This window comes from Nocardia citri (assembly GCF_054065835.1).
Map to the genome: position 1 here is coordinate 1 of NZ_JBSUQM010000009.1, position 17,919 is coordinate 17,919.

The following is a 17,919-nucleotide window of genomic DNA, read 5'->3' on the forward strand; positions in this document are numbered from 1 at the left end:
GGTTAGTCCGGGGCCTAGTCCCGCGCTCGCGTTTCGACGGGTCGCTGATGCTGCGATGGGGCGGTTATTTCGATTGCCCAGTGTTGGGATCAGCTGATCTGGGCTAAGCGGAGCAGTTGATCGGCGAATTCCTCATCGCTGACCGGGGTCAGGGTCAGCTCGTGCGAGGTAGTGAGCAAATAGCGTCCGTCGCCGGTGAAATCGAGCCAGCTGCGGTGCCGGGTGGGCGGCGACATCGGGTTTTCCGGTTCCACGGTCACGGTGATGAAGCCGCGACCGTCCACCGGTTTTCGGAGGATCTGGCGGAAGCGGGCGGCGTGGCGATAACCGTTGGTCGCGCTGTCGCCGTCCTCGGAGTTCAGCACGGCGTCCTGTGGCTCCCGCATGGGTGCGAGCTTGCCGGACTGGGCGGAGCCGATGCTCTCGATGAGGTGTTTGCCAAGGTTGCGGGCGTGGGACATGCGCACCGTCACCTTGTCGATATCGGCGATCAGAATGCCGGCGTGGTTGTGCACCACCGCGGCGAAGATCAGGATCCGCCGGGCGCCCGACTCACCGGAGACGGTGATGGTGGTGGCGTCGAGACGCGCGCACAGCATGAGCGCGGCGGCCAGATCGGCATCGGCCTGGCGGGCGAAGCGCTGAGGTAGTCGCAGTGCGGTGTATCCGGATTCGGTCCGGACGGTCGCGGCGGGTGTCAGATTGACCGGGTAAGGGCGCCGGTCCAGACTCGTTTCGTTCTCCCAGACATAGGTGAATTCGTCCGGGGTGAATACCCATTTCACCGCGCGCCCCCGCTGCCGGCATTGCGCCGCGCGATCTGTGGTCCGCCGGGCGGTGGGGTGAATCGGGGGACGTGGTCGCCGGACGCGGGCATGATCGGGGTGTAGACATAGGTCATCGTGTCCTGGACGTCGGCCTGCGCCGTAGCAGCCGCCATGTCGTGGTCCATCCTGCGTTGTCCGCCGTGGATCGCCTCGGCGACCGGATCTTCCAGAGCACGATACTGCGGCGGCGGCGCAATCGCCGCTCGGATGGCCTGTGCCGCATCGGAATTGAGCTCCATCAGGTGCTGCACCGCGTGGCAGACGTCGTGCGCCTCGGTGCCGGCCCGGACGAATTCGCGGGTGGCGCGCAGCGCGGCATCGGCGCAGCGACCGGACCAGTGCGCGAATTCGCGATTGGTGGCATCGGAGAAGTCCTGGAATGCCTCGGCGATCGCGGTGGCGTTGGCGCGCCAGGCATCGGCGACCCGGCCGAGGGCGACAGGATCGATGACCTCGTGCACCAGATCCCAGATCTCCTGATGTGAGTAGGCGCCGAACAGTTCGTGCTCGGGTGCGTACGGGGGATCGGTTCCGCCGCTTGCCGATCCGGCGGACGCGGCGGCGGCACGCTGCTGTGCCCGAATGGCATCGGCGGCGGCTCTGGTGCCGGAATCGGCCATGGGTCAGCGACTTCCGTCGGCGGGCTCGCCGTGCGGCGACTCCAGGTAGTCGGTGATCAGTTGCAGCGCGGCGCGATTCGCGGCCTCGGCATCCTCGAAACGTTTGCCCGCGGCCAGGTAGGCCGCCTTGTACAGCTGGGCCGTCTCCTGAAAAGCCGTGACGGTATCGAGGAATTGAGTGCCTTTGTCGCCGAAGCCTTTTGCCAGGCTGTGTCCCGTCGGCAGGTCGGGAAAACCGGATACCTCGGTGACGAGATGTCTGGTGGCCGTGACCTTTTGCAGGTCTTCGATGAGCTTGTCGCATGCGGCGGAAAGGTTTTCGGCGACATCCTCGGCCAATTCGAAGGGCTCGCCGCCGCTGGTTCCGGTGGCGGCGGCATACAACTGCCTGGCCATCCGCTGACCGGTATCCGGTACCGCCATCTGGTCGCCCCCTCACGTTCGGTCCACCCACCGCACTTGCGGGCACTTTACCGTTCGATACCGACCGGTGTAACCCGCATGTCACCTCCCGCGGTGTCCGCGCCATCGCGATGTGGCGCACGACAGCGCGGGTCTGTCGAGCGGGCGAGTGGCGGTGACGTAATTCCGTCCGTACCGTCGTGGCGGCTAGGCGCGCTCGACCTCGATGGTCATGCCCGCGGCGCGCAATCGGCCGGTGAGTGCGTCGCCCATCGCGGCAGCCGGGGTGAGGATGCCCGCCAATTCGGGTTGCTGGGCACCGTCGAAGGCCAGGCACAGTCCGGCCTGTCCGAGCATGACGGCCGTGGCCTGGTAGCCGGGATCGCCGGAGCCGGCGAAGGTCGCCACATATTTCGCGCCCGACGACGTACGCGCGTAGGTCTTCATGGTGAACCAGCCGCTGGTGCGCGCCTGTTCGCTCGGCCCGGTACCGGGCTTGGGCAAGATCCGGTCGAGCACCTTGCGCCCCACCGCGACTCGCGACAGCACCGCCCCGACCGCCATCGTCGCCACGATGCCGCCCGCCATACCGGCGGCCACCAGCGGCGCCGCGGCCGACTTGCCCGCACTCATCACCTCGCGGTAGCGGAAGTTCTTGCCGTAGACCCAGCCGAGCAGACCATTGGTGCGGCGCACGATCTTGGTGTTGTGCGCGGCCATGAAGAAGGTGCCGACCCACCCGTCCAAGCGGGGGTCGATGGTGTTCGCGCGCTGTAGCGCCTGATCGGACTGGCGGCCGACATCGGGGTCCATCGATTTGTCCGGACTCAGCGAGTACGGGTGGCTCAACACCGACACCTTGGACGGGTCGGTCGTTATGGTCTCCATCATCGCCCGGATCGAGTCGATGGTGCCGCCGCTCGCCCCGCCCTTCATCGACGCGATCAGGGTGGTGTCCGCGAGTTCGCCGGTATTGTCCGCGACCGTGCGCTTGTACAGCTGATACACACTCAGATCCGACGGAATCGAGTCGTAGCCACAGGAATTCACGATCTTCGCGCCGGTCTGCGCCGCCTGCTCGTGGTACCGGTCGATCGCTTCCCGGATGAACAGCGGCTCACCGGTGAGATCGGCGTAATGGGTTCCGGCCTGCGCGCACGCGGCCACCAGTGGCATGCCATAGCGCAGGTACGGACCGACGGTGGTCACCACGACCGTGGTCCGCGCGGCCAGTGCGTCGAGTGCGGACCGATCGGTCGAATCGGCGACCACCAGCCCCCATTTCGCGGCGCCCGGCCCGAGTTCGTCACGGACCTTTGTCAATTTGTCCAGCGAACGTCCCGCCAGCGCGATGCGGGCCTCGGCGGGTGCCGCGCCGAGCAGATACTCGGCGGCGAGTTTGCCGACGAAACCTGTTGCGCCGAACAGCACTAGGTCGAATTCTCGGTTGTCTACCATGGTCTTCCGTTCGATAGCCGCTGTGGTGGATTATTTGGTGCCGGAACCGCGCACGGTCGGCTTCTTCGCCCGGGCCCGCGGTTCCTTGGTCGGCGTCGCTACCTCAGCTAGCGGCCGGTTAGCGCGCGAAGTCGGGCGATCGGTCAGGTGGCGATCACGAGCTGGGCGCTCGAGCACCGGTCTGCGGTGGGTTCGGCAGGATGTGCGGCTGGGCGTTGAAGATCTCCCGGGAGCCGCCCGCGCGCGCCATCCCCTCGATGGCGCTCCAGGCCATCATGGTCAGGTAGTCGATGACTTCCTCGCGCGACATCGCCTTATCCGTGGACCACCAGTGCGTCGCCAACTGGATGCCGCCGACGAGCACATACGACCACAGCAGCGCGCCCTCGGTTTCGAAGCCGTGCTCGGCGCTGCGGTCGACGATGACCGTGGTGACGACCTCGGCGAAGAGTTTCTCGAATTCGGCCAGCGAGGACTGGTCGCTCGAGCCGTTGCCCATGATGAACCGATAGACCTCGGGGTCGTCGTCGACCGTGCCGACATAGGCGGCCAGCGCCGAACGCACTAGGCGGTACTCGTCCGCGTCGAGGCTGATCGCCTCGTACACCCGGGGCATCAGGGTGGCTTCGATGAACCGCTGCATGGTCGCGTGGACCAGGTCGTTCTTATCCGAGAAGTAGCGGTAGAGCACGGTTTTGGAGACGCCGATCTCCGCGGCGATCTCGTCCATGCCCGCATTGCTGCCCCGCGTGCGAATAGCCGCGAGGGTGCCATCGACCAGCTCTTCGCGGCGGTCGATCTTGTGCTGCCGCCATCGGCGCTTGCGGCCGTCCGGCCGACCGGTGCGCACCGCCGCCGGTCGGCCGGCAAGCTCGCCGACATCGACAAGGTCATCGGTGGACAGCGTGAACTCCCTCATTCGGATGGGTTCGTGAACCACCAGCTTAGGTCCAGGCAATGACCCATATGCGCGTTTGGGTGTTGGTTGCGAGGGGTTGCACATAATCCGGCCATTCGGCGTCGGTTGGGTGTCGCTTGCGATCGCCCGAGCGGTCGGTCGGTACACACCGCAGAATGGGTGTCATGGAGAAAGCTCCCGGCAACATCGCGGCGCGAGCGACGGGCCCGCAGGCGGCAGCGGCCGGGTCGGCGCAGTCGGCCGAAAGCCGTCCGTCGCGGGCGGCGGTGGGCGACGGGCGGGCCAACGGGGGGCCCCGCGAGCGCCGCCGACCCAGCACCGCGGTGCTGGATGCGCCCACGTCCGCGCCATCGACCAGTTTCGCGGCCTTCGTCGACGAGGCGGGCAAGCGCCGCGATCTGTTCAAGATGAAGGCAGTGGCCACCGGGTTATTGGCGTTCGCGACGGCGATCTACCTGTTCTGCCGTTGGGTGGAATCGCGCGGAGCGGGCGGTGATTGGGTCGGCTACCTGCGGGCCGCGTCCGAGGCCGGCATGGTCGGCGCACTCGCGGACTGGTTCGCGGTGACCGCGCTGTTTCGCCATCCGCTGGGCTTGCCGATCCCGCATACCGCGATCATCAGGAAGAAGAAGGATCAGCTCGGCGCCAGCCTCGGCTCCTTCGTCGGCTCGAATTTCCTTGCTCCGGACGTAGTCTCGGCGAAGGTGACCTCGGCGCAGGTCTCCTGGCGGGTGGGGCGCTGGATGGCCGAGCCCGGACACGCGGCCCGGGTGGCGCAGGAGAGTTCGACCATTCTGCGCGCGGTGGTCGCGGTGTTGCGGGACGAGGATGTCGAGCAGGTCATCGACAACACCATCGTCAAGCGGATCGCCGAGCCGTTGTGGGGTCCGCCGATCGGCCGGGTGCTCGCCGAACTACTCGCCGACAATCGGCAGTTACCGCTGCTCGACCTGCTTGCCGAGCGGGCGCATCAGTGGGCGCTGGGTTCGCAGGAGACGATCGACCGGATCGTTTTGCGGGATGCGCCGCAATGGGCTCCGAAATTCGTCAACATTCTGCTTTCAGAAAGGCTCTATCGGGAGCTGGTCGAATTCACCTGGAAGGTACGGTCGAATCCGGAACACGAGGTTCGGCTCGCGGCGAATCGGTTCCTCGAGGAATTCGCCTACGACCTCCAGCACGACGACGCGATGATCAAAAAGGCGGAGCGGATCAAGGCGCAGATCATGGGTCGTGAGGAGATCACCGGCATGGCCGAGGCGACCTGGCGCGCGGCCAAGCGGCTGATCCTGGAGTCGGCTGACGATCCCAATTCCACGCTGCGGCGCAAGGTCGCCGAGAATGTGCAGCAGCTCGGGGAGCGGCTGCGCGACGATGCCGAGATGCGTGCCAACGTCGACAATTGGATCGACCGCGGGGCGCGGTATCTGGTGGGAAACTACGCCGCGGAGATCACCACGCTGGTCACCGATACCGTTGCGAGGTGGGATGCCGAGGAAGCCAGCAAGAAGATCGAATTGCAGGTTGGGCGTGACCTGCAATTCATTCGTATCAACGGCACGGTCGTAGGATCGCTTGCGGGGCTGGTGATCTACACGATTTCGCATGTGATGTTCGGCGGCTGACCATAACGCGCTGAATGTTTGCCGAAATGGTGCTAACAGGGTGCTTGCAATAGCTAGCACTCTGTTTTATGATTGGAACGTACGACCGCCAGAAGGTGAGTGATGGCAGACCAGCCCGAAGGTTACGCCGAGTACATCGACGATTCACCGGAGAGATCCGGCGGTGTCGGCGAAAAGGCGGCTCGTGTGGCCAACGCGGCACACGACATCGGAGGTTTCATCAGGGCACAGCGAGAAGCGGCGCAAGTCTCGTTGCGTCAGCTCGCCACGCTGGCGGGAGTGAGCAATCCATATCTCAGTCAGATCGAGCGCGGATTGCGTAATCCGTCCGCCGAAGTACTCGCGCAGATCGCCAAGGCACTGCGGGTGTCTTCGGAGGTGTTGTACATACGGGCCGGCTATCTGGAGCAGCGGCCGCACAGTCCGGTCCGAGATGCCCTGCTTGCCGATACGTCGATCAGCGAACGGCAAAAGCAGGTGCTACTGGATATCTATGAATCGTTTCGCCGGGAAAACGGAGGAAGCGAACCAGGGGGGAATGAGTGGGACAGCGACGTTCCGAGCACATCACCAACTCCGCCACGCCAGGAGAACGAAGAATGACCGAAAACGCAACCATCAAGCCACTGTTCGCAACCGTCGGTGCCGGTGACGCCGTGTACGCCGCGGTTGTCGACGCCGTCACGCAGGTGCGTGAGCGTGCCACCTCCGCCGATGTCAGCGGTCGCGTCGAAGAGGCCCGCGGGCGCTTCGCCAATGTGCCCGCCGATGTCCGGGCCCAGTTCGAGTCGCTGCGCGAGCGGCTGTCCGGACTGCCCTCGGAGCTGCCGGAGGACCTCGCCGAGCTGCGCGAGAAGTTCACCTCGGAGGAGCTGAAGGGGCTCGCCGAGAAGTACTACACGCAGGTCATCGACCTGTACTCGGATCTGGCCGTGCGCGGCGAGGAGACCGTCGAGCGGCTGCGCGCCAACCACCTCGTCGAGGATCAGATCGAGCGCGTCGAGACGCTGTACAAGGATGCCGCCAGCCGCGCCGAGGATGCGCTCGCCAAGGTCAACGAGCTGATCGGCCGTCCGGCCAAGGAAGAAGCGGCCGAGGCCGAGCCGGTCGTCGAGGCCGAGGTCGTCGAGGTGACCACCGAGACCGAACCCGCCACCGACGGCGTCGCCGCGCAGACGGCTCCGGCCAAGAAGGCGCCCGCCAAGAAGGCCGCGGCCAAGAAGGTGGCTCCCAAGAACGACTGACGCTCTTCCCTTCTCCACGCCGACGACCCCGCACACCGACGTGTGCGGGGCCGTTGCTTCTATGATGGGCTCGTGGACACAGCGCACGGATTGGCCAGCTGGATCTTGTACGGGCTGCGGCTCTTGGCGCTCGGCGCGACGATTTTCGCGCTCATCCACGCCATCCGCCAGCGCCCCGACGCCTTCACCGCGGTCGACAAGCTGACCAAACCGATCTGGATCGCCATCCTGGGCGCGGCCCTGGTTTTCCTGTTGCTCTCGCTGAGCGTCACGAGTTTGCTTGCGCTGGTGTCGATTATCGCGACCGGTGTGTACCTGGCCGATGTGCGGCCGAAGGTGGATGAGATTCAGCGCGGGCCGCGCTGGTAATAGACGTCCGCCGACTACTCTCCGGAACGAATGATCTCTTCGATATTGCGCTCGGCCAGCGCACTGATCGTCAGCGACGGGTTCACTGTTCCGGTGCTGCCGGGCACCGCCGCCCCGTCCATCACATACAGGCCTCGATAGCCGCGCACCCGACCGTACGCGTCCGTCGCGCGTCCGATCACCGCACCGCCCAACGGATGTGAGGTGAACGAGGCGTCCGCCTCCAAGACTGGTTGGGCGGGTGACGGGCAGTTGCAGGTCACCTTGTTGTTGACTTCCCGCGCGTGTGCGAGGTAGCCGGCCGAGCCGTCGGGTGGCCACTGCAGGTCCACGCTCCCATCGGTCGGGTTGTAGACGAAACGGCCGCGGGTGTCGTCGAGCACAATGCCCAGCGACGCGACGATGCCGATATCGAAGGGCGTCGTGCCGGGAACGAACCAGTTCTCCAGGGACACGGGTGTGCCCGCCTCGTCCAGAATCCGGCTCGCGGACGGCGTGCCCTGGGTACCGATGTCGAGCGAGTTGGCGGCCCGCGCCAAGGCGACGTCGCCATTGCTGCCCCAGCCTTCGCCGATATGCTCGTTCAGGTTCGGCAGCGCACCGGTCGCCCGCGCGCGCACCAGTAGCTCGGAGGTGCCGATGGAGCCCGCGGCGAGAAACAGCTTGTCGCAGGTCAGCGTACGGACGCGGAGCGCTTCGCCGGTAGGGGCGAGCTTGGTAACCGCGACGGTGTAGCGACCCGACGCTCCCGGTTCCTTGGCGATGGCGTCCACGCGATGGCCGGGATAGATCTGGGCACAGCCGGTGTCCTCGGCATAGCGCAGGTAGTTCTGATTCAGATCGAACTTCGCGCCGTTGGAATTGCCGAGGTTCGAACAGCCGACCGTCGCCGACGCCATCGATCGTCCGGCCAGCTCGTCGCGGATGACGTCCCAATTCCAACTGCCGTCGATGCGCTGTGGCAGATAGCCGGCCGCGCGGACCTGTTCGTCCCAGGCCCGCGCATGGGTGAACGCGAAGGAGTCGTAGATATCGTTCGGTATCGGGCTCAGCCGCAACGTATTTCGGACCCTGGGATAGTAGACCTCACGCATCTCGCGGTAGTCGACCACACCTTGGAAGACATGGTCGAAAAACCGCTGCTCCGGCTCGACCATCACGCCGGTGAACACCACCGAGCCACCGCCCACACACGCACCGCGCCATACGTCGATGCCCGGGTAATCGGAAACGTCGAGGACCCCACCGAACGGATCGATCTGCACCGTAATCCTGTTCACGCCGGTAAAGGTGGTGCGATGCCAGAAGCCGCGGCCATCGGGAATCGTGTCGTTGGCGAAGATATTGCGCCACGGATCCCTCGGCCAGCGCGACCCCCGCTCGAGCACCGCGACCTGGGTACCGGCCTGCGCCAAGCGCAGCGCGGTGATCGACGCCCCGAATCCGGATCCGATGACAATCGCGGGCTGATGATCGGCCGGATCCGGCAGCGGCGCGAAGATCTCCGGCACCAGCGTGCGATACATCGGTGACCTCGGGCTCGGGCTGTAATCATCGGCCCGCGCCGCCGCCGACCTGCCTCCGCTGGCAAAACCCAGCATCGTCGCCAGGCCGGCGCCCTTGACGAAACCGCGCCTGTCCATGGTGCCTCTCACCTGATCCGAAGGGCGCGCCATCAGAGTCGATAGCGGCTACCTATCATATGGAAAGGTTGGCGTGGGAGGTGACAACATGTGTGTACGAGTATGGATTCGATGGCTGATGATGCATGGGCTGCCACGGCTGTTCCTCCGGTGGGCAGCGCGTCGGGGCAATCCTCTCGGACAGCTCGCGGTCGGTCCGGATCGTTTGCTCGGCTCGTCGCCGTACATCGAGGAGATCCGGCAGCGGGGCCGGATACCCAACATTTCTGGGTTGCGCGTGACCACGGACTACGAACTGTGCCGACTCATCCTGCGGGACCGTCGCTTCGGCGTTGTCATCCCCAACCATCCGGCCTTACCGAAGCCGATCCGCTGGGTGATGACCAAAACCGATCCAGGGCTGCCCAACCTCGCCGAACCGCCCTCGATGCTGGTGACCGATCCGCCCGACCACACCCGGTACCGACGCCTGGTCGGGCAGGCATTCACCCCCAGGGCGATCGCCAAACTGCGTGAGCGTGTCATCGAAGTGACCGATGACCTGCTCGAACGCCTGGAATCGAAGCCGCGACCGGATTTGATCGTCGACTTCTCCGCACAATTGCCGGTCGCGATCATCGCCGAGATTCTCGGGTTGCCCGCCCATATGCATTCGACCCTGTTGAAGTGGGGAGATTCCGGTGCGCCGCTGATCGAACGCGGCCTGAGCTGGAGTACCTACCGCCACGCGATCGACGACCTGGTCGAGGTTCGGCGGTACTTCGACCGACACCTCGACGGACTCACCGCCCAACCGGGCGACGACGTGCTCAGCATGCTGGTGACAGGTGGCGAGCTCACCCGTCACGAGCAGATGGCCAATGCGGCGCTGCTGCTGGACGCCGGATTCTTGACGACGGTGAATATGCTCGGCAACGGAATCGCGCTGCTGACGAGCCATCCGGACCAGCTGGAACTGCTGGCGGCGCAGCCGCAGCTGTGGCCGTGCGCGGTCGAGGAAATCCTGCGCTACGACGGGCCGGTGCGGATGACGGGTCGAGTCGCGAACTGCGAGGTCGACATCGCCGATCAGCGCATCGAATCCGGTTCTCTGGTCCTGCTGTCGTTGGCGGGCGCCAACTACGACCCCGCCGCCTTCCCCGATCCCGAACGATTCGATGTGACCAGGACCAACGCCGGGGATCATCTCGCGTTCGGCAGCGGGGTGCACGGCTGCCTGGGGGCCACGCTGGCCCGATTGGAGGGCTCCATCGCGTTGCGAGCTCTGTTCGAGCGTTACCCGGATCTGTCCCTGGACGGTCCGCCGATTCCGCATCCCCTGCGCAATCTGCACGCCTATCGCTCCATGCCCGTCAAACTGCGTGCCGACTAGATCAGCAGAGTCTGTCCGATCAGGCAATACCGAGATGCATGAGCGGTGCAACGTGGAACTGGCGCTGGTCCTCGGGCGTCAGCCCGTCGAAGCCGCCCGGTAGGTGGCTGCCGCACGGTCAGGAGAAGACGACTGTGCGGCGACCGTGCACCAGGACTCGGCCCTCGAGGTGCCAGCGCAGGCCACGGGCCAGGACCACGCGTTCGATATCGCGGCCTTGGCGGACCATATCGCGGACTTCGTCGGCATGGTCGATGCGGATGACATCTTGTTCGATGATCGGGCCCGCGTCGAGTTCGGGGGTGACGTAATGGCAGGTCGCGCCGACTAATTTGACGCCGCGGGCGAAGGCCTGGTGGTACGGGCGGGCGCCGACGAAAGAGGGCAGGAAGCTGTGGTGGATATTGATCGCCTTGCCCGCCCAGTGTTCGCACAACTCGGCGGGGAGTACTTGCATGAAACGGGCCAAGACCACGGCGTGCGGGTCGTGCGCATCGACCAACGCGCGGACCACCTCGAAGGCCGGGCCGCGCTCGGCCGGATCCTTCGGAAAGGGCACATGGTGGAACTTCACACCGTGTGCCTCGGTCATACCGGCGAGGTCCGGATGATTACCGATCACCGCTTCGATGGTGGCGGGCAGTTCCCCGCTCGCGGCACGGCCGAGCAGATCGTGCAGGCAGTGGCCGTCCTTGCTGACCAGTAGCACGGTTCGGCGCCGCTCCCCGGAGTCCAGCAACTGCCACTCGGTCTCTGGGCCGAAGTCGGCCGCGACACCGGCGAACCGATCGCGCAGCTGCGCGATATCGAACGGCACCGTCGACGCCTTGATCGCCTGGCGGGTGAAGAACCACCCGATAGCCGGGTCCGAGTGATAGCCCGCCTCCACAATGGACCCCCCGAACTCGGCGATGAAGGAGGTGATCCTGGCAATGATGCCCGGACGGTCCGGGCATCCGAGGCAGAGCACGAAGCGTCGATCGTCCAAGGCGGGTGGAGCGGAACTCATGACCTCATCCTCCCAGGTCGATCATGCGCGATTCGCACCACCTGCGATGCCGCGCATCGGTGGTCCTGGCTCGCACCGGCCAACCGGTCGACAATGGGAATGTGACGCGTGTCAAGTTCGTACGACAGCTCGACGGGCTGACGGTCGAATTCGTGCGCGACGGCTGGGCCTACGGCCACCCGTCGTACAAACAAGTCGACGACGACCTCTGGTGCCGCCGCCTCCCCGACTTCGGCTGGTCCATCTGCACCGCCTCCGGTGAAGTCTCGAGTCGACCCTTCGACGATCCCGGCCAAGGCGAACTCCCTCCTGAAGGAGCCTGGGTCTCCCGTAAACACCAACGCTCCTACGTCTACGAATGCTCCACCACCCCTGAAGCCGTCGACAACGCATTCCTGGCGTGTCCGCCCCTAGACCTCGTAAAACGGCTCCGCGCAACGGAATTCGCCAGCGATCTGCACCTCGTACGCCGACAACGTGCGCACCTGGAAATGCGAAATCCACCTCGGTTCATCCGGGGTTATACCGAACCGTGCGGCGGGGAGGAAACCGAACTGCGGGTAGTAGTCGAGGCTGCCGGCCAGTCCGATCAGCGGCTCGTCGAGGGCATCGGCGGCTCCCAGGGCGGCGTGCACGAGTGCCGCGCCGACCCCATTGCCCTGATGTTCGGCGAGGACGCCGAGCGGGCCGAGTGCGAGTACCGGGAACGGGCCGACGCCGGCACGGGTGAGGCAGACGTGGCCGATGACGGTGCCGTGTTCCACCGCGACCATCGACAGGGTTGGGATCCAACCGGAGTCGCTGCGCAGCCGGGTGACGAGGTCGACCTCGGGCGGGTCGGCGGCAGCGTCGTCGGTGGGCTCGCCGATGAGTTCGGTTATCTCCCGGTCGTTATCGCCGTTCGCGTACGGCGGTGCGTAGGCGCTGCGGTGGACGGCCGCGATCGCGGCGGCATCGTCGGCGCGTTCGCGACGGATCAGCACGGTGTCGTCTCCTCCTGAACGAATGGGCCATCCGTAACTACGCAACAATCGGCCGGGCAGTCGCAAAACGCTGTCCGTAGCGTCACCGACAGTATCGAGTGTGCGCGATGCGCCGGAGGCGCGCAATGGAATTCGCCGCGGGTATGCCAGACTCTCACCCTGTGGCAAATTCCGCGTCGCTGACCAGGGCCGAAGTGGCCGCCATGATCGATCACACGCTGCTGGCGCCGGAGGCGACGGCAGCGGAGGTGGCGGCTTTGGTCACGGAGGCACGCGAACTCGGCGTGTACGCGATCTGTGTATCGCCGTCCATGTTGCCGATTCGGGCGTCCGCAGTGGTGGTCGCGACGGTCGCGGGATTCCCATCTGGGAAGCATCATTCGCTCGTCAAGGGTGCCGAGGCGCGGCTCGCTGTCGAGCAGGGTGCCACCGAGGTCGACATGGTGATCGATGTCGGAGCCGCGCGCGCAGGCGATTACGGCGCGGTGCTGTCCGATATCGTGACGGTGCGTGAGGCAGTGGGGGATCACGTGGTGCTCAAGGTGATCATCGAATCGGCGGCCTTGTCCGATGCCGCGATTGTCGAGGTCTGCCGCGCCGCCGAACGCGCCGGTGCCGATTTCGTGAAGACCTCCACGGGATTTCATCCGTCCGGTGGTGCCAGCGTGCACGCGGTCCAGTTGATGGCCGAGACCGTCGGGGGGCGTCTCGGGGTGAAGGCCAGCGGCGGCATCCGGACCTCCGATGCCGCCGCCGAACTGATCGCCGCGGGCGCGACCCGCCTCGGACTCTCGAAATCCCGTGCGGTGCTGGCGGGATTCCCCGCCTGACCGCGAATCAGCAGCTGACGCTGCTGCTGTTGTTCTGCGCGGCGGGCAGTTCGGTCCGCCCACCCGCCAGCTTCACGGCGATGCCGTTATCGGTGACCTTGACCTCGGTGGCCTTCATACCGAGCGGGTAGCTCTGCAGACTCTGCGTGAACACCTCGACGATGCCCGATACCAGATCCTTCGGAATTCCCATACCGAGCAGCTCCGCCGACATCGTCTCGACCTGCACGGTGCCGTCCTTGACCTGCGGCTTCACCTGCAGCTGTGCGAACCCGCCGAGCACATCCAGGGTGAGCACCCCGCTCGACGAGGAGGAACTCACGCCGCTGACCAGGCCGCCGAGCGTCTCCCGGATACCGTCGTTGCCCCAGGTGACATCGGCCGACGAGCTGCCGATGGTGCCGCCGCTGCCGTTATCGACCTCGACGTCGTTGAATCTGGCGTGCACCACCATGCCGACGGCCGGACCGAACTTGGAATCGGCGCTGTCGACCTTCACCTGATCGACTTTTCCGTCGATCCACGTGATCAGCATGGGTTTGGCTCCGAAGCTCACGTCGATCTTCGAACCCATATCTTTCTCGAATTGGGTGCTGATGCACCGCGAAACCTGATGCCGCGCATACGCCTCCCCGCCGACCAGCACGGTAGCGAGCAGAATCGCTACCACGACGAGGGCGATCACCAGGGCACGCCGGTTGACCGTCAGGGTGGATTGGCTCTTCGTACTCATGCGGTCGATTCTTCCCGACTTTTCTGAGCTCGCTCTGTGGACCCTGTGAGGGGTGCAATTGTGACATGCGACACAGAATTCGAGCGTAGCCTGGTCGATATGGTTGGCGATGCGGCGGGCCGCGCACTAGATTCCGCCGAGCGCGGTTGGCGTGTGCTGCGGCGATTGGCCGGACGTCACGCCGGATTCTTCACGACCAGACAGGCACTACGCGTGGGCTGTGAGACGCGTGTCCGTGCCGGACTCGGCGACGGCACGGTGAGCCGGGCCGGGGTCGGACTATTGCGGTTGGCCGATTGGCCCGCCGGTCCGCTCGACGAATACGCCATGTGGGCGGCCTGGTTCGACGGGGCCGCCGCGGTATCCCATCAGAGTGCCGCGGAGTTGCACGGTCTCGGTTCACTACGGCCGCGATTCCTGCATATGTCGGTAGGTGCGGGCCGTCCGCCGCTCACCCCGCGACTGGTGGTGCAGCGCCGCCCGCTTGTTCCGGCCGATCTCGAATCCGCGGGCGCCTTCCTGGTGACCACTCCCGTGCGCACGGTGCTCGATCTGGCCGAGAGCGATATCGGACAATCCGCATTGGATGAGGTGGTCGCCGACGCGGTCGCCATCCATCGCTGCGCCAGCGATGAAATCCGTTCCGCGAGTGTGCGACTCCCCCCGCGCGCGGCGGTCCGGGTGTACCGAGCCCTCACCGCCGTCTGATGGCGCGATGAATCGGTGATTGATCCGATTCGGCTATGAGTTCATCCGGTCTCCGGTCTCGCCGGTACTCAGCCAGTTCGGTTGGGCGCCACGGTGGCCCACGGGACCGACAGCACGCAGTCGCGCATGCGGCGGCGATATACGCGCACCGGAAAACCCTGCTGGCGCAGGTACTCCGCCGCCGTGCGCCAGCGCACTCGGGGGCCGAAGGGCGCCAGGGGAGCGGCGCGGGCCCACGCGCGATCGGCGGCCGTCAACAGCGCATGGATCGGCTCACCGGGAATATTGCGGTGAATCAACACCTTTGGCAGGCGTTCGGCGATATCGGACGGACGCTCGACCGTGAACGGATCCCACGCCAGTGTGAGCGAGAGCGGTCCGGACCGATCCAAAAGCACCCAGGCGCAGCGTCTGCCCAACTCGTCGCAGGTGCCGTCGACGAGTAATCCGCCCGAATCCATCCTGGACAGAATGGTGGCCCACGCATCGGGAACGGCCGACTCCGGATATTGCCGCAGCACATTGAACGCACGCACCAGCACCGGCCGCAGCCCGGCCAATTCGAAGCCGCCGCGGGCGAAAGTGACGCCGTCGCGGCCGGGCACCACGCGTTCCGGATCGATCTCCAGCCCGACCACCCGAACGTTCGCACAGACCGTGCGCAATCGAGACGCCAACTCCAATGTGGTCCACGGACTCGCCCCATAGCCGAGGTCGACGACCAGCGGATCGGTTGCTTCGCGCAGTAGGCCGGTGACCAGCTCGTCGTGGATCAGCCAGCGGTCGCTGCGTCGCAATCGGTTGACACCGGTGGTGCCCCTGGTGATGGTGCCGACCGGTCTCAGCGGGTCGGGTTTTGCGCTTCCAGCCACTGCACGGTTCGCTCGGCCTCGGCGCGGAACAGGTCGACGAGGTTCACCAGCATCAGCTGTTCGAGTCGCGGGCCGACCATCGGGATGAACACCTTGGCCTCGGAGGAGAACCGCATGGTGCAGCCGGTATCGGTGGGGAACAACCGGATGGTGCCGCCGAGGCTGCCGGGCCCGGCCGGAATGGAGGCCGAGAACTTGCCGACGGACTCGTTCTCGTCGAACGGTCCCCAGCTCTCCTTGCGGGTGATGACCATGTCCTTGCGCATGACCGCCTGCGCGATCTCCGGCAGCATTTCGCGCGGCAGGATGTGATTGAGCACGACGTCGATACCGGAGTCGCCGATATCCAGGCTGCCGACCTCATTGCCCGGCGAGAGTTTCGACATCTCCGCGCACCGGTCATCCCAGTACTCCCGGGTCGACAGCGCCGCGTACAGCTCCTTTGTGGTGTGCAGCGGGAAGCGGGCTGAATAGTCCAGTCGGCGAGCCATGGGGGAGTACGTTACCGGCACCGGTCGCCGCCGCATCGCTCGGCGGTAGGTGTGGGGATTCACCACAAACCCACACCACCGCCACGCGGAATCCACCACATCGTCGGGACAGAATCGAGATATGAACGGCACTGGGCGGCGTGGGCAGGCAGCCTCGGCCTCAGTGCTCGGCGAGCCAGCCGTTCGTGAACTCTTCCTCATTGGTCAGCAATTCGGTCAATCGCTGCGCGATCGCGGCCTCGATTTTCGCGCCGAACAGCGGAATCTTCACCTCGATGCTGCCCTTGGTCTGCGCCACCGAACCGGAGCCGTCGGCCGCCAGCGCGATGGTGCCGCGGACCTCGGCGGGCGCACCCTCCACCCGCGCGGTGAAGGTGGCCGAATCGCCGGTCCAGATCTCGGTGCGCGGGATGATCAGATCACCCGGCCGCACCGCGGTGATCGCGGCGGGCAGCTGGTCAGCGGCGATGACCTGCACCATCTCGACCTCGACCCGGTCGCCGTTGACGGTGACCGAATCCAACCGGGCATTCTCGCCACCCACCTCGGCGATGCGGTCCTTCCAGTACTGTTCATCGGCGAAGGCCGCGCGTACGGCGCCAACCGGATACGAGTAGCGAGCCGTGTACGCCAGGGGTGTAGCCATGGTCGAACAGGCTACCGTCTGGGGCGTGCGAACTTCACGGGTGGTGTCGGCGGACCAGCTGCGCGAGCTGCTGGTCGATAGCGGCGCGCGGCTGCGCGAATCGGTGCGATTGGCCGAGCTGACCACATTACGGGTCGGCGGTCCGGCCACCGTCGCGGAGTGTGCGACGACCGAAGCGCTGGTAGCGACGGTCCGGGCGCTGGACACCGCGGGCATTGCGCTGCTACTGCTCGCGGGCGGATCCAACCTGCTCATCGGTGACGACGGCTTCGACGGTGTTGTGGTCCGGGTGCGCAACGAGGCGGTCGAGATCGGCGTGGACGGCGTGGTCGCCGAGGCGGGGGCGAACTGGGACACGGTGGTCGCGGCCACGATCGAGGCCGGGTTGGGCGGGCTGGAATGTCTGTCGGGCATTCCGGGATCGGCCGGTGCGACGCCGGTACAGAATGTCGGCGCGTACGGCGTCGAGGTCGAGAGCCTGCTGCGCCGGGTGCGCCTGCTGGATCGCGCGAGCGGCGAAATCCGCTGGGTCGAACCGGCCGAACTCGGCTTCGGCTACCGCACCAGCGCACTCAAACATCGCGACACCGCCGTGGTGCTCGCGGTGGACTTCGCGCTGAATCCGGACGGCTCGAGCGCACCGCTGCGCTATGGCGAACTAGCGAACGCACTCGGCGCGGACAACGGTGACTCCCGTCCCGCCGATCAGGTCCGGGCGGCGGTGCTGAAGCTGCGCGCGGGCAAGGGCATGGTGCTCGACCCCGCCGATAACGACACCTGGAGCGCGGGTTCGTTTTTCACCAATCCGGTCGTCGCGGACCACCGCGTGGCGGATGTGAAGGCTGCGATCGTCGCCCATGTGGGCGACGTCACAATCCCCACTTATCCGGCGCCCGACGGCGTCAAATTCTCCGCGGGCTGGCTCATCGAGCGGGCGGGCTTCGCCAAGGGTTTTCCGGGTCCGGATGCCCCGGCCCGGCTATCCACAAAACATACGCTGGCCTTGACGAACCGTGGCGACGCGACCGCCGCCGATCTGGTCGCACTGGCGCGCACGGTCCGCGACGGTGTCGCGGACCGATTCGGGATCCGGCTGGAACCGGAACCTGTACCCATTGGGGTGGCGCTTTAAACGATGAAGCGGACACCACATTCTTCCCTGGCGTGG

20 protein-coding genes are annotated in these 17,919 nt (G+C 66.0%); 8 read left to right on the forward strand and 12 right to left on the reverse strand.

Features of this window, described 5'->3' with window-relative positions; translation table 11 throughout:
- Positions 1-89: 89 nt before the first annotated feature.
- The 5 genes from ACW2Q0_RS15395 to ACW2Q0_RS15415 all read right to left on the reverse strand — a co-directional run bounded on the left by ACW2Q0_RS15395 (position 90) and on the right by ACW2Q0_RS15415 (position 4,157).
- A complete protein-coding gene (locus ACW2Q0_RS15395; protein ID WP_457190569.1) occupies positions 90-785 on the reverse strand; it encodes an ESX secretion-associated protein EspG in 696 nt (231 codons plus the stop codon).
- Positions 782-1,447, reverse strand: a complete 666-nt coding sequence (locus tag ACW2Q0_RS15400) for a hypothetical protein (RefSeq protein WP_457190570.1) — start codon at positions 1,445-1,447, stop codon at positions 782-784. Before ACW2Q0_RS15400 ends, ACW2Q0_RS15395 begins: the two co-directional genes overlap by 4 nt.
- Before the next feature lie 3 nt (positions 1,448-1,450).
- A complete protein-coding gene (locus ACW2Q0_RS15405; RefSeq protein WP_457190572.1) occupies positions 1,451-1,870 on the reverse strand; it encodes a hypothetical protein in 420 nt (139 codons plus the stop codon).
- A 186-nt stretch (positions 1,871-2,056) separates the two neighbouring features.
- The gene (locus ACW2Q0_RS15410) at positions 2,057-3,307 is read right to left on the reverse strand and encodes a saccharopine dehydrogenase family protein (RefSeq protein ID WP_457190574.1); all 1,251 of its coding nucleotides are present in this window, start codon (positions 3,305-3,307) and stop codon (positions 2,057-2,059) included.
- Between the two features lie 154 nt (positions 3,308-3,461).
- Entirely contained in the window at positions 3,462-4,157 is a 696-nt protein-coding gene (locus tag ACW2Q0_RS15415; RefSeq protein WP_457190875.1) for a TetR/AcrR family transcriptional regulator, read from the reverse strand.
- A 476-nt stretch (positions 4,158-4,633) separates the two neighbouring features.
- Here ACW2Q0_RS15415 and ACW2Q0_RS15420 point away from each other — a divergent pair, with 476 nt between their 5' ends.
- The 4 genes from ACW2Q0_RS15420 to ACW2Q0_RS15435 all read left to right on the forward strand — a co-directional run bounded on the left by ACW2Q0_RS15420 (position 4,634) and on the right by ACW2Q0_RS15435 (position 7,464).
- Positions 4,634-5,851: a DUF445 domain-containing protein gene (locus ACW2Q0_RS15420; RefSeq protein ID WP_457190877.1), complete on the forward strand. Its 1,218-nt coding sequence runs from the start codon at positions 4,634-4,636 to the stop codon at positions 5,849-5,851.
- Between the two features lie 102 nt (positions 5,852-5,953).
- Positions 5,954-6,454, forward strand: coding sequence for a helix-turn-helix domain-containing protein (locus ACW2Q0_RS15425; RefSeq protein ID WP_457190577.1), 501 nt, complete (start codon positions 5,954-5,956; stop codon positions 6,452-6,454).
- The gene (locus ACW2Q0_RS15430) at positions 6,451-7,095 is read left to right on the forward strand and encodes a heparin-binding hemagglutinin (protein WP_457190579.1); all 645 of its coding nucleotides are present in this window, start codon (positions 6,451-6,453) and stop codon (positions 7,093-7,095) included. Before ACW2Q0_RS15425 ends, ACW2Q0_RS15430 begins: the two co-directional genes overlap by 4 nt.
- 72 nt (positions 7,096-7,167) lie before the next feature.
- Positions 7,168-7,464 (forward strand): DUF2516 family protein, encoded by a 297-nt coding sequence (locus tag ACW2Q0_RS15435; RefSeq protein ID WP_457190581.1) that lies wholly within the window; start codon positions 7,168-7,170, stop codon positions 7,462-7,464.
- A 14-nt stretch (positions 7,465-7,478) separates the two neighbouring features.
- Here ACW2Q0_RS15435 and ACW2Q0_RS15440 read toward each other — a convergent pair whose 3' ends face one another.
- Positions 7,479-9,107, reverse strand: a complete 1,629-nt coding sequence (locus tag ACW2Q0_RS15440; protein WP_457190583.1) for a GMC oxidoreductase — start codon at positions 9,105-9,107, stop codon at positions 7,479-7,481.
- A gap of 88 nt (positions 9,108-9,195) precedes the next feature.
- Between ACW2Q0_RS15440 and ACW2Q0_RS15445 the strand changes: the two genes are divergently transcribed.
- Positions 9,196-10,479, forward strand: coding sequence for a cytochrome P450 (locus ACW2Q0_RS15445; protein ID WP_457190585.1), 1,284 nt, complete (start codon positions 9,196-9,198; stop codon positions 10,477-10,479).
- Positions 10,480-10,597: 118 nt separating this feature from the next.
- On the opposite strand, the gene purU is transcribed toward ACW2Q0_RS15445, so the two are convergent.
- Together purU and ACW2Q0_RS15455 are read right to left on the reverse strand one after the other, a co-directional pair.
- Positions 10,598-11,488, reverse strand: a complete 891-nt coding sequence (gene purU, locus ACW2Q0_RS15450) for a formyltetrahydrofolate deformylase (protein WP_457190587.1) — start codon at positions 11,486-11,488, stop codon at positions 10,598-10,600.
- 410 nt (positions 11,489-11,898) lie between these two features.
- Positions 11,899-12,471, reverse strand: a complete 573-nt coding sequence (locus tag ACW2Q0_RS15455) for a GNAT family N-acetyltransferase (protein WP_457190589.1) — start codon at positions 12,469-12,471, stop codon at positions 11,899-11,901.
- Between the two features lie 143 nt (positions 12,472-12,614).
- Here ACW2Q0_RS15455 and deoC point away from each other — a divergent pair, with 143 nt between their 5' ends.
- Entirely contained in the window at positions 12,615-13,301 is a 687-nt protein-coding gene (gene deoC / locus ACW2Q0_RS15460) for a deoxyribose-phosphate aldolase (RefSeq protein WP_457190591.1), read from the forward strand.
- A 7-nt stretch (positions 13,302-13,308) separates the two neighbouring features.
- Here the strand turns inward: deoC and ACW2Q0_RS15465 are convergent, their stop codons facing one another.
- Complete coding sequence (locus ACW2Q0_RS15465) at positions 13,309-14,034, reverse strand: LmeA family phospholipid-binding protein (protein ID WP_457190593.1); 726 nt, start codon at positions 14,032-14,034, stop codon at positions 13,309-13,311.
- A gap of 60 nt (positions 14,035-14,094) precedes the next feature.
- Between ACW2Q0_RS15465 and ACW2Q0_RS15470 the strand changes: the two genes are divergently transcribed.
- Positions 14,095-14,742: a type IV toxin-antitoxin system AbiEi family antitoxin domain-containing protein gene (locus ACW2Q0_RS15470; RefSeq protein ID WP_457190595.1), complete on the forward strand. Its 648-nt coding sequence runs from the start codon at positions 14,095-14,097 to the stop codon at positions 14,740-14,742.
- Positions 14,743-14,810: 68 nt separating this feature from the next.
- On the opposite strand, the gene ACW2Q0_RS15475 is transcribed toward ACW2Q0_RS15470, so the two are convergent.
- The 3 genes from ACW2Q0_RS15475 to ACW2Q0_RS15485 all read right to left on the reverse strand — a co-directional run bounded on the left by ACW2Q0_RS15475 (position 14,811) and on the right by ACW2Q0_RS15485 (position 16,751).
- Positions 14,811-15,614 carry a class I SAM-dependent methyltransferase gene (locus tag ACW2Q0_RS15475; protein ID WP_457190597.1) on the reverse strand — a complete coding sequence of 268 codons (804 nt, stop codon included), beginning with the start codon at positions 15,612-15,614 and terminating at the stop codon, positions 14,811-14,813.
- Positions 15,584-16,105: a DUF2505 domain-containing protein gene (locus tag ACW2Q0_RS15480; RefSeq protein WP_457190599.1), complete on the reverse strand. Its 522-nt coding sequence runs from the start codon at positions 16,103-16,105 to the stop codon at positions 15,584-15,586. The genes ACW2Q0_RS15475 and ACW2Q0_RS15480 overlap by 31 nt, the downstream gene beginning before the upstream one ends.
- Positions 16,106-16,265: 160 nt before the next feature.
- The gene (locus tag ACW2Q0_RS15485) at positions 16,266-16,751 is read right to left on the reverse strand and encodes a DUF2505 domain-containing protein (protein WP_457190601.1); all 486 of its coding nucleotides are present in this window, start codon (positions 16,749-16,751) and stop codon (positions 16,266-16,268) included.
- On the opposite strand from ACW2Q0_RS15485, the gene ACW2Q0_RS15490 reads away from it, so the two are divergent.
- A complete protein-coding gene (locus ACW2Q0_RS15490; protein ID WP_457190603.1) occupies positions 16,750-17,883 on the forward strand; it encodes a UDP-N-acetylmuramate dehydrogenase in 1,134 nt (377 codons plus the stop codon). The two genes, ACW2Q0_RS15485 and ACW2Q0_RS15490, sit on opposite strands and share 2 nt — an antisense overlap.
- The last annotated feature ends 36 nt before the right edge of the window (positions 17,884-17,919 follow it).

Bases quoted from the DNA above. Each gene is read 5' to 3' on its own strand.
- ACW2Q0_RS15480 (WP_457190599.1), bottom strand. From the start codon at position 16,105: ATGGCTCGCCGACTGGACTATTCAGCCCGCTTCCCGCTGCACACCACA.
- ACW2Q0_RS15400 (WP_457190570.1), bottom strand. From the start codon at position 1,447: ATGGCCGATTCCGGCACCAGAGCCGCCGCCGATGCCATTCGGGCACAG.
- ACW2Q0_RS15425 (WP_457190577.1), top strand. From the start codon at position 5,954: ATGGCAGACCAGCCCGAAGGTTACGCCGAGTACATCGACGATTCACCG.
- ACW2Q0_RS15405 (WP_457190572.1), bottom strand. From the start codon at position 1,870: ATGGCGGTACCGGATACCGGTCAGCGGATGGCCAGGCAGTTGTATGCC.
- ACW2Q0_RS15420 (WP_457190877.1), top strand. From the start codon at position 4,634: ATGAAGGCAGTGGCCACCGGGTTATTGGCGTTCGCGACGGCGATCTAC.
- ACW2Q0_RS15430 (WP_457190579.1), top strand. From the start codon at position 6,451: ATGACCGAAAACGCAACCATCAAGCCACTGTTCGCAACCGTCGGTGCC.
- ACW2Q0_RS15440 (WP_457190583.1), bottom strand. From the start codon at position 9,107: ATGGACAGGCGCGGTTTCGTCAAGGGCGCCGGCCTGGCGACGATGCTG.
- ACW2Q0_RS15465 (WP_457190593.1), bottom strand. From the start codon at position 14,034: ATGAGTACGAAGAGCCAATCCACCCTGACGGTCAACCGGCGTGCCCTG.
- ACW2Q0_RS15410 (WP_457190574.1), bottom strand. From the start codon at position 3,307: ATGGTAGACAACCGAGAATTCGACCTAGTGCTGTTCGGCGCAACAGGT.
- deoC (WP_457190591.1), top strand. From the start codon at position 12,615: ATGCCAGACTCTCACCCTGTGGCAAATTCCGCGTCGCTGACCAGGGCC.
- ACW2Q0_RS15445 (WP_457190585.1), top strand. From the start codon at position 9,196: ATGTGTGTACGAGTATGGATTCGATGGCTGATGATGCATGGGCTGCCA.
- purU (WP_457190587.1), bottom strand. From the start codon at position 11,488: ATGAGTTCCGCTCCACCCGCCTTGGACGATCGACGCTTCGTGCTCTGC.
- ACW2Q0_RS15485 (WP_457190601.1), bottom strand. From the start codon at position 16,751: ATGGCTACACCCCTGGCGTACACGGCTCGCTACTCGTATCCGGTTGGC.
- ACW2Q0_RS15490 (WP_457190603.1), top strand. From the start codon at position 16,750: ATGGTCGAACAGGCTACCGTCTGGGGCGTGCGAACTTCACGGGTGGTG.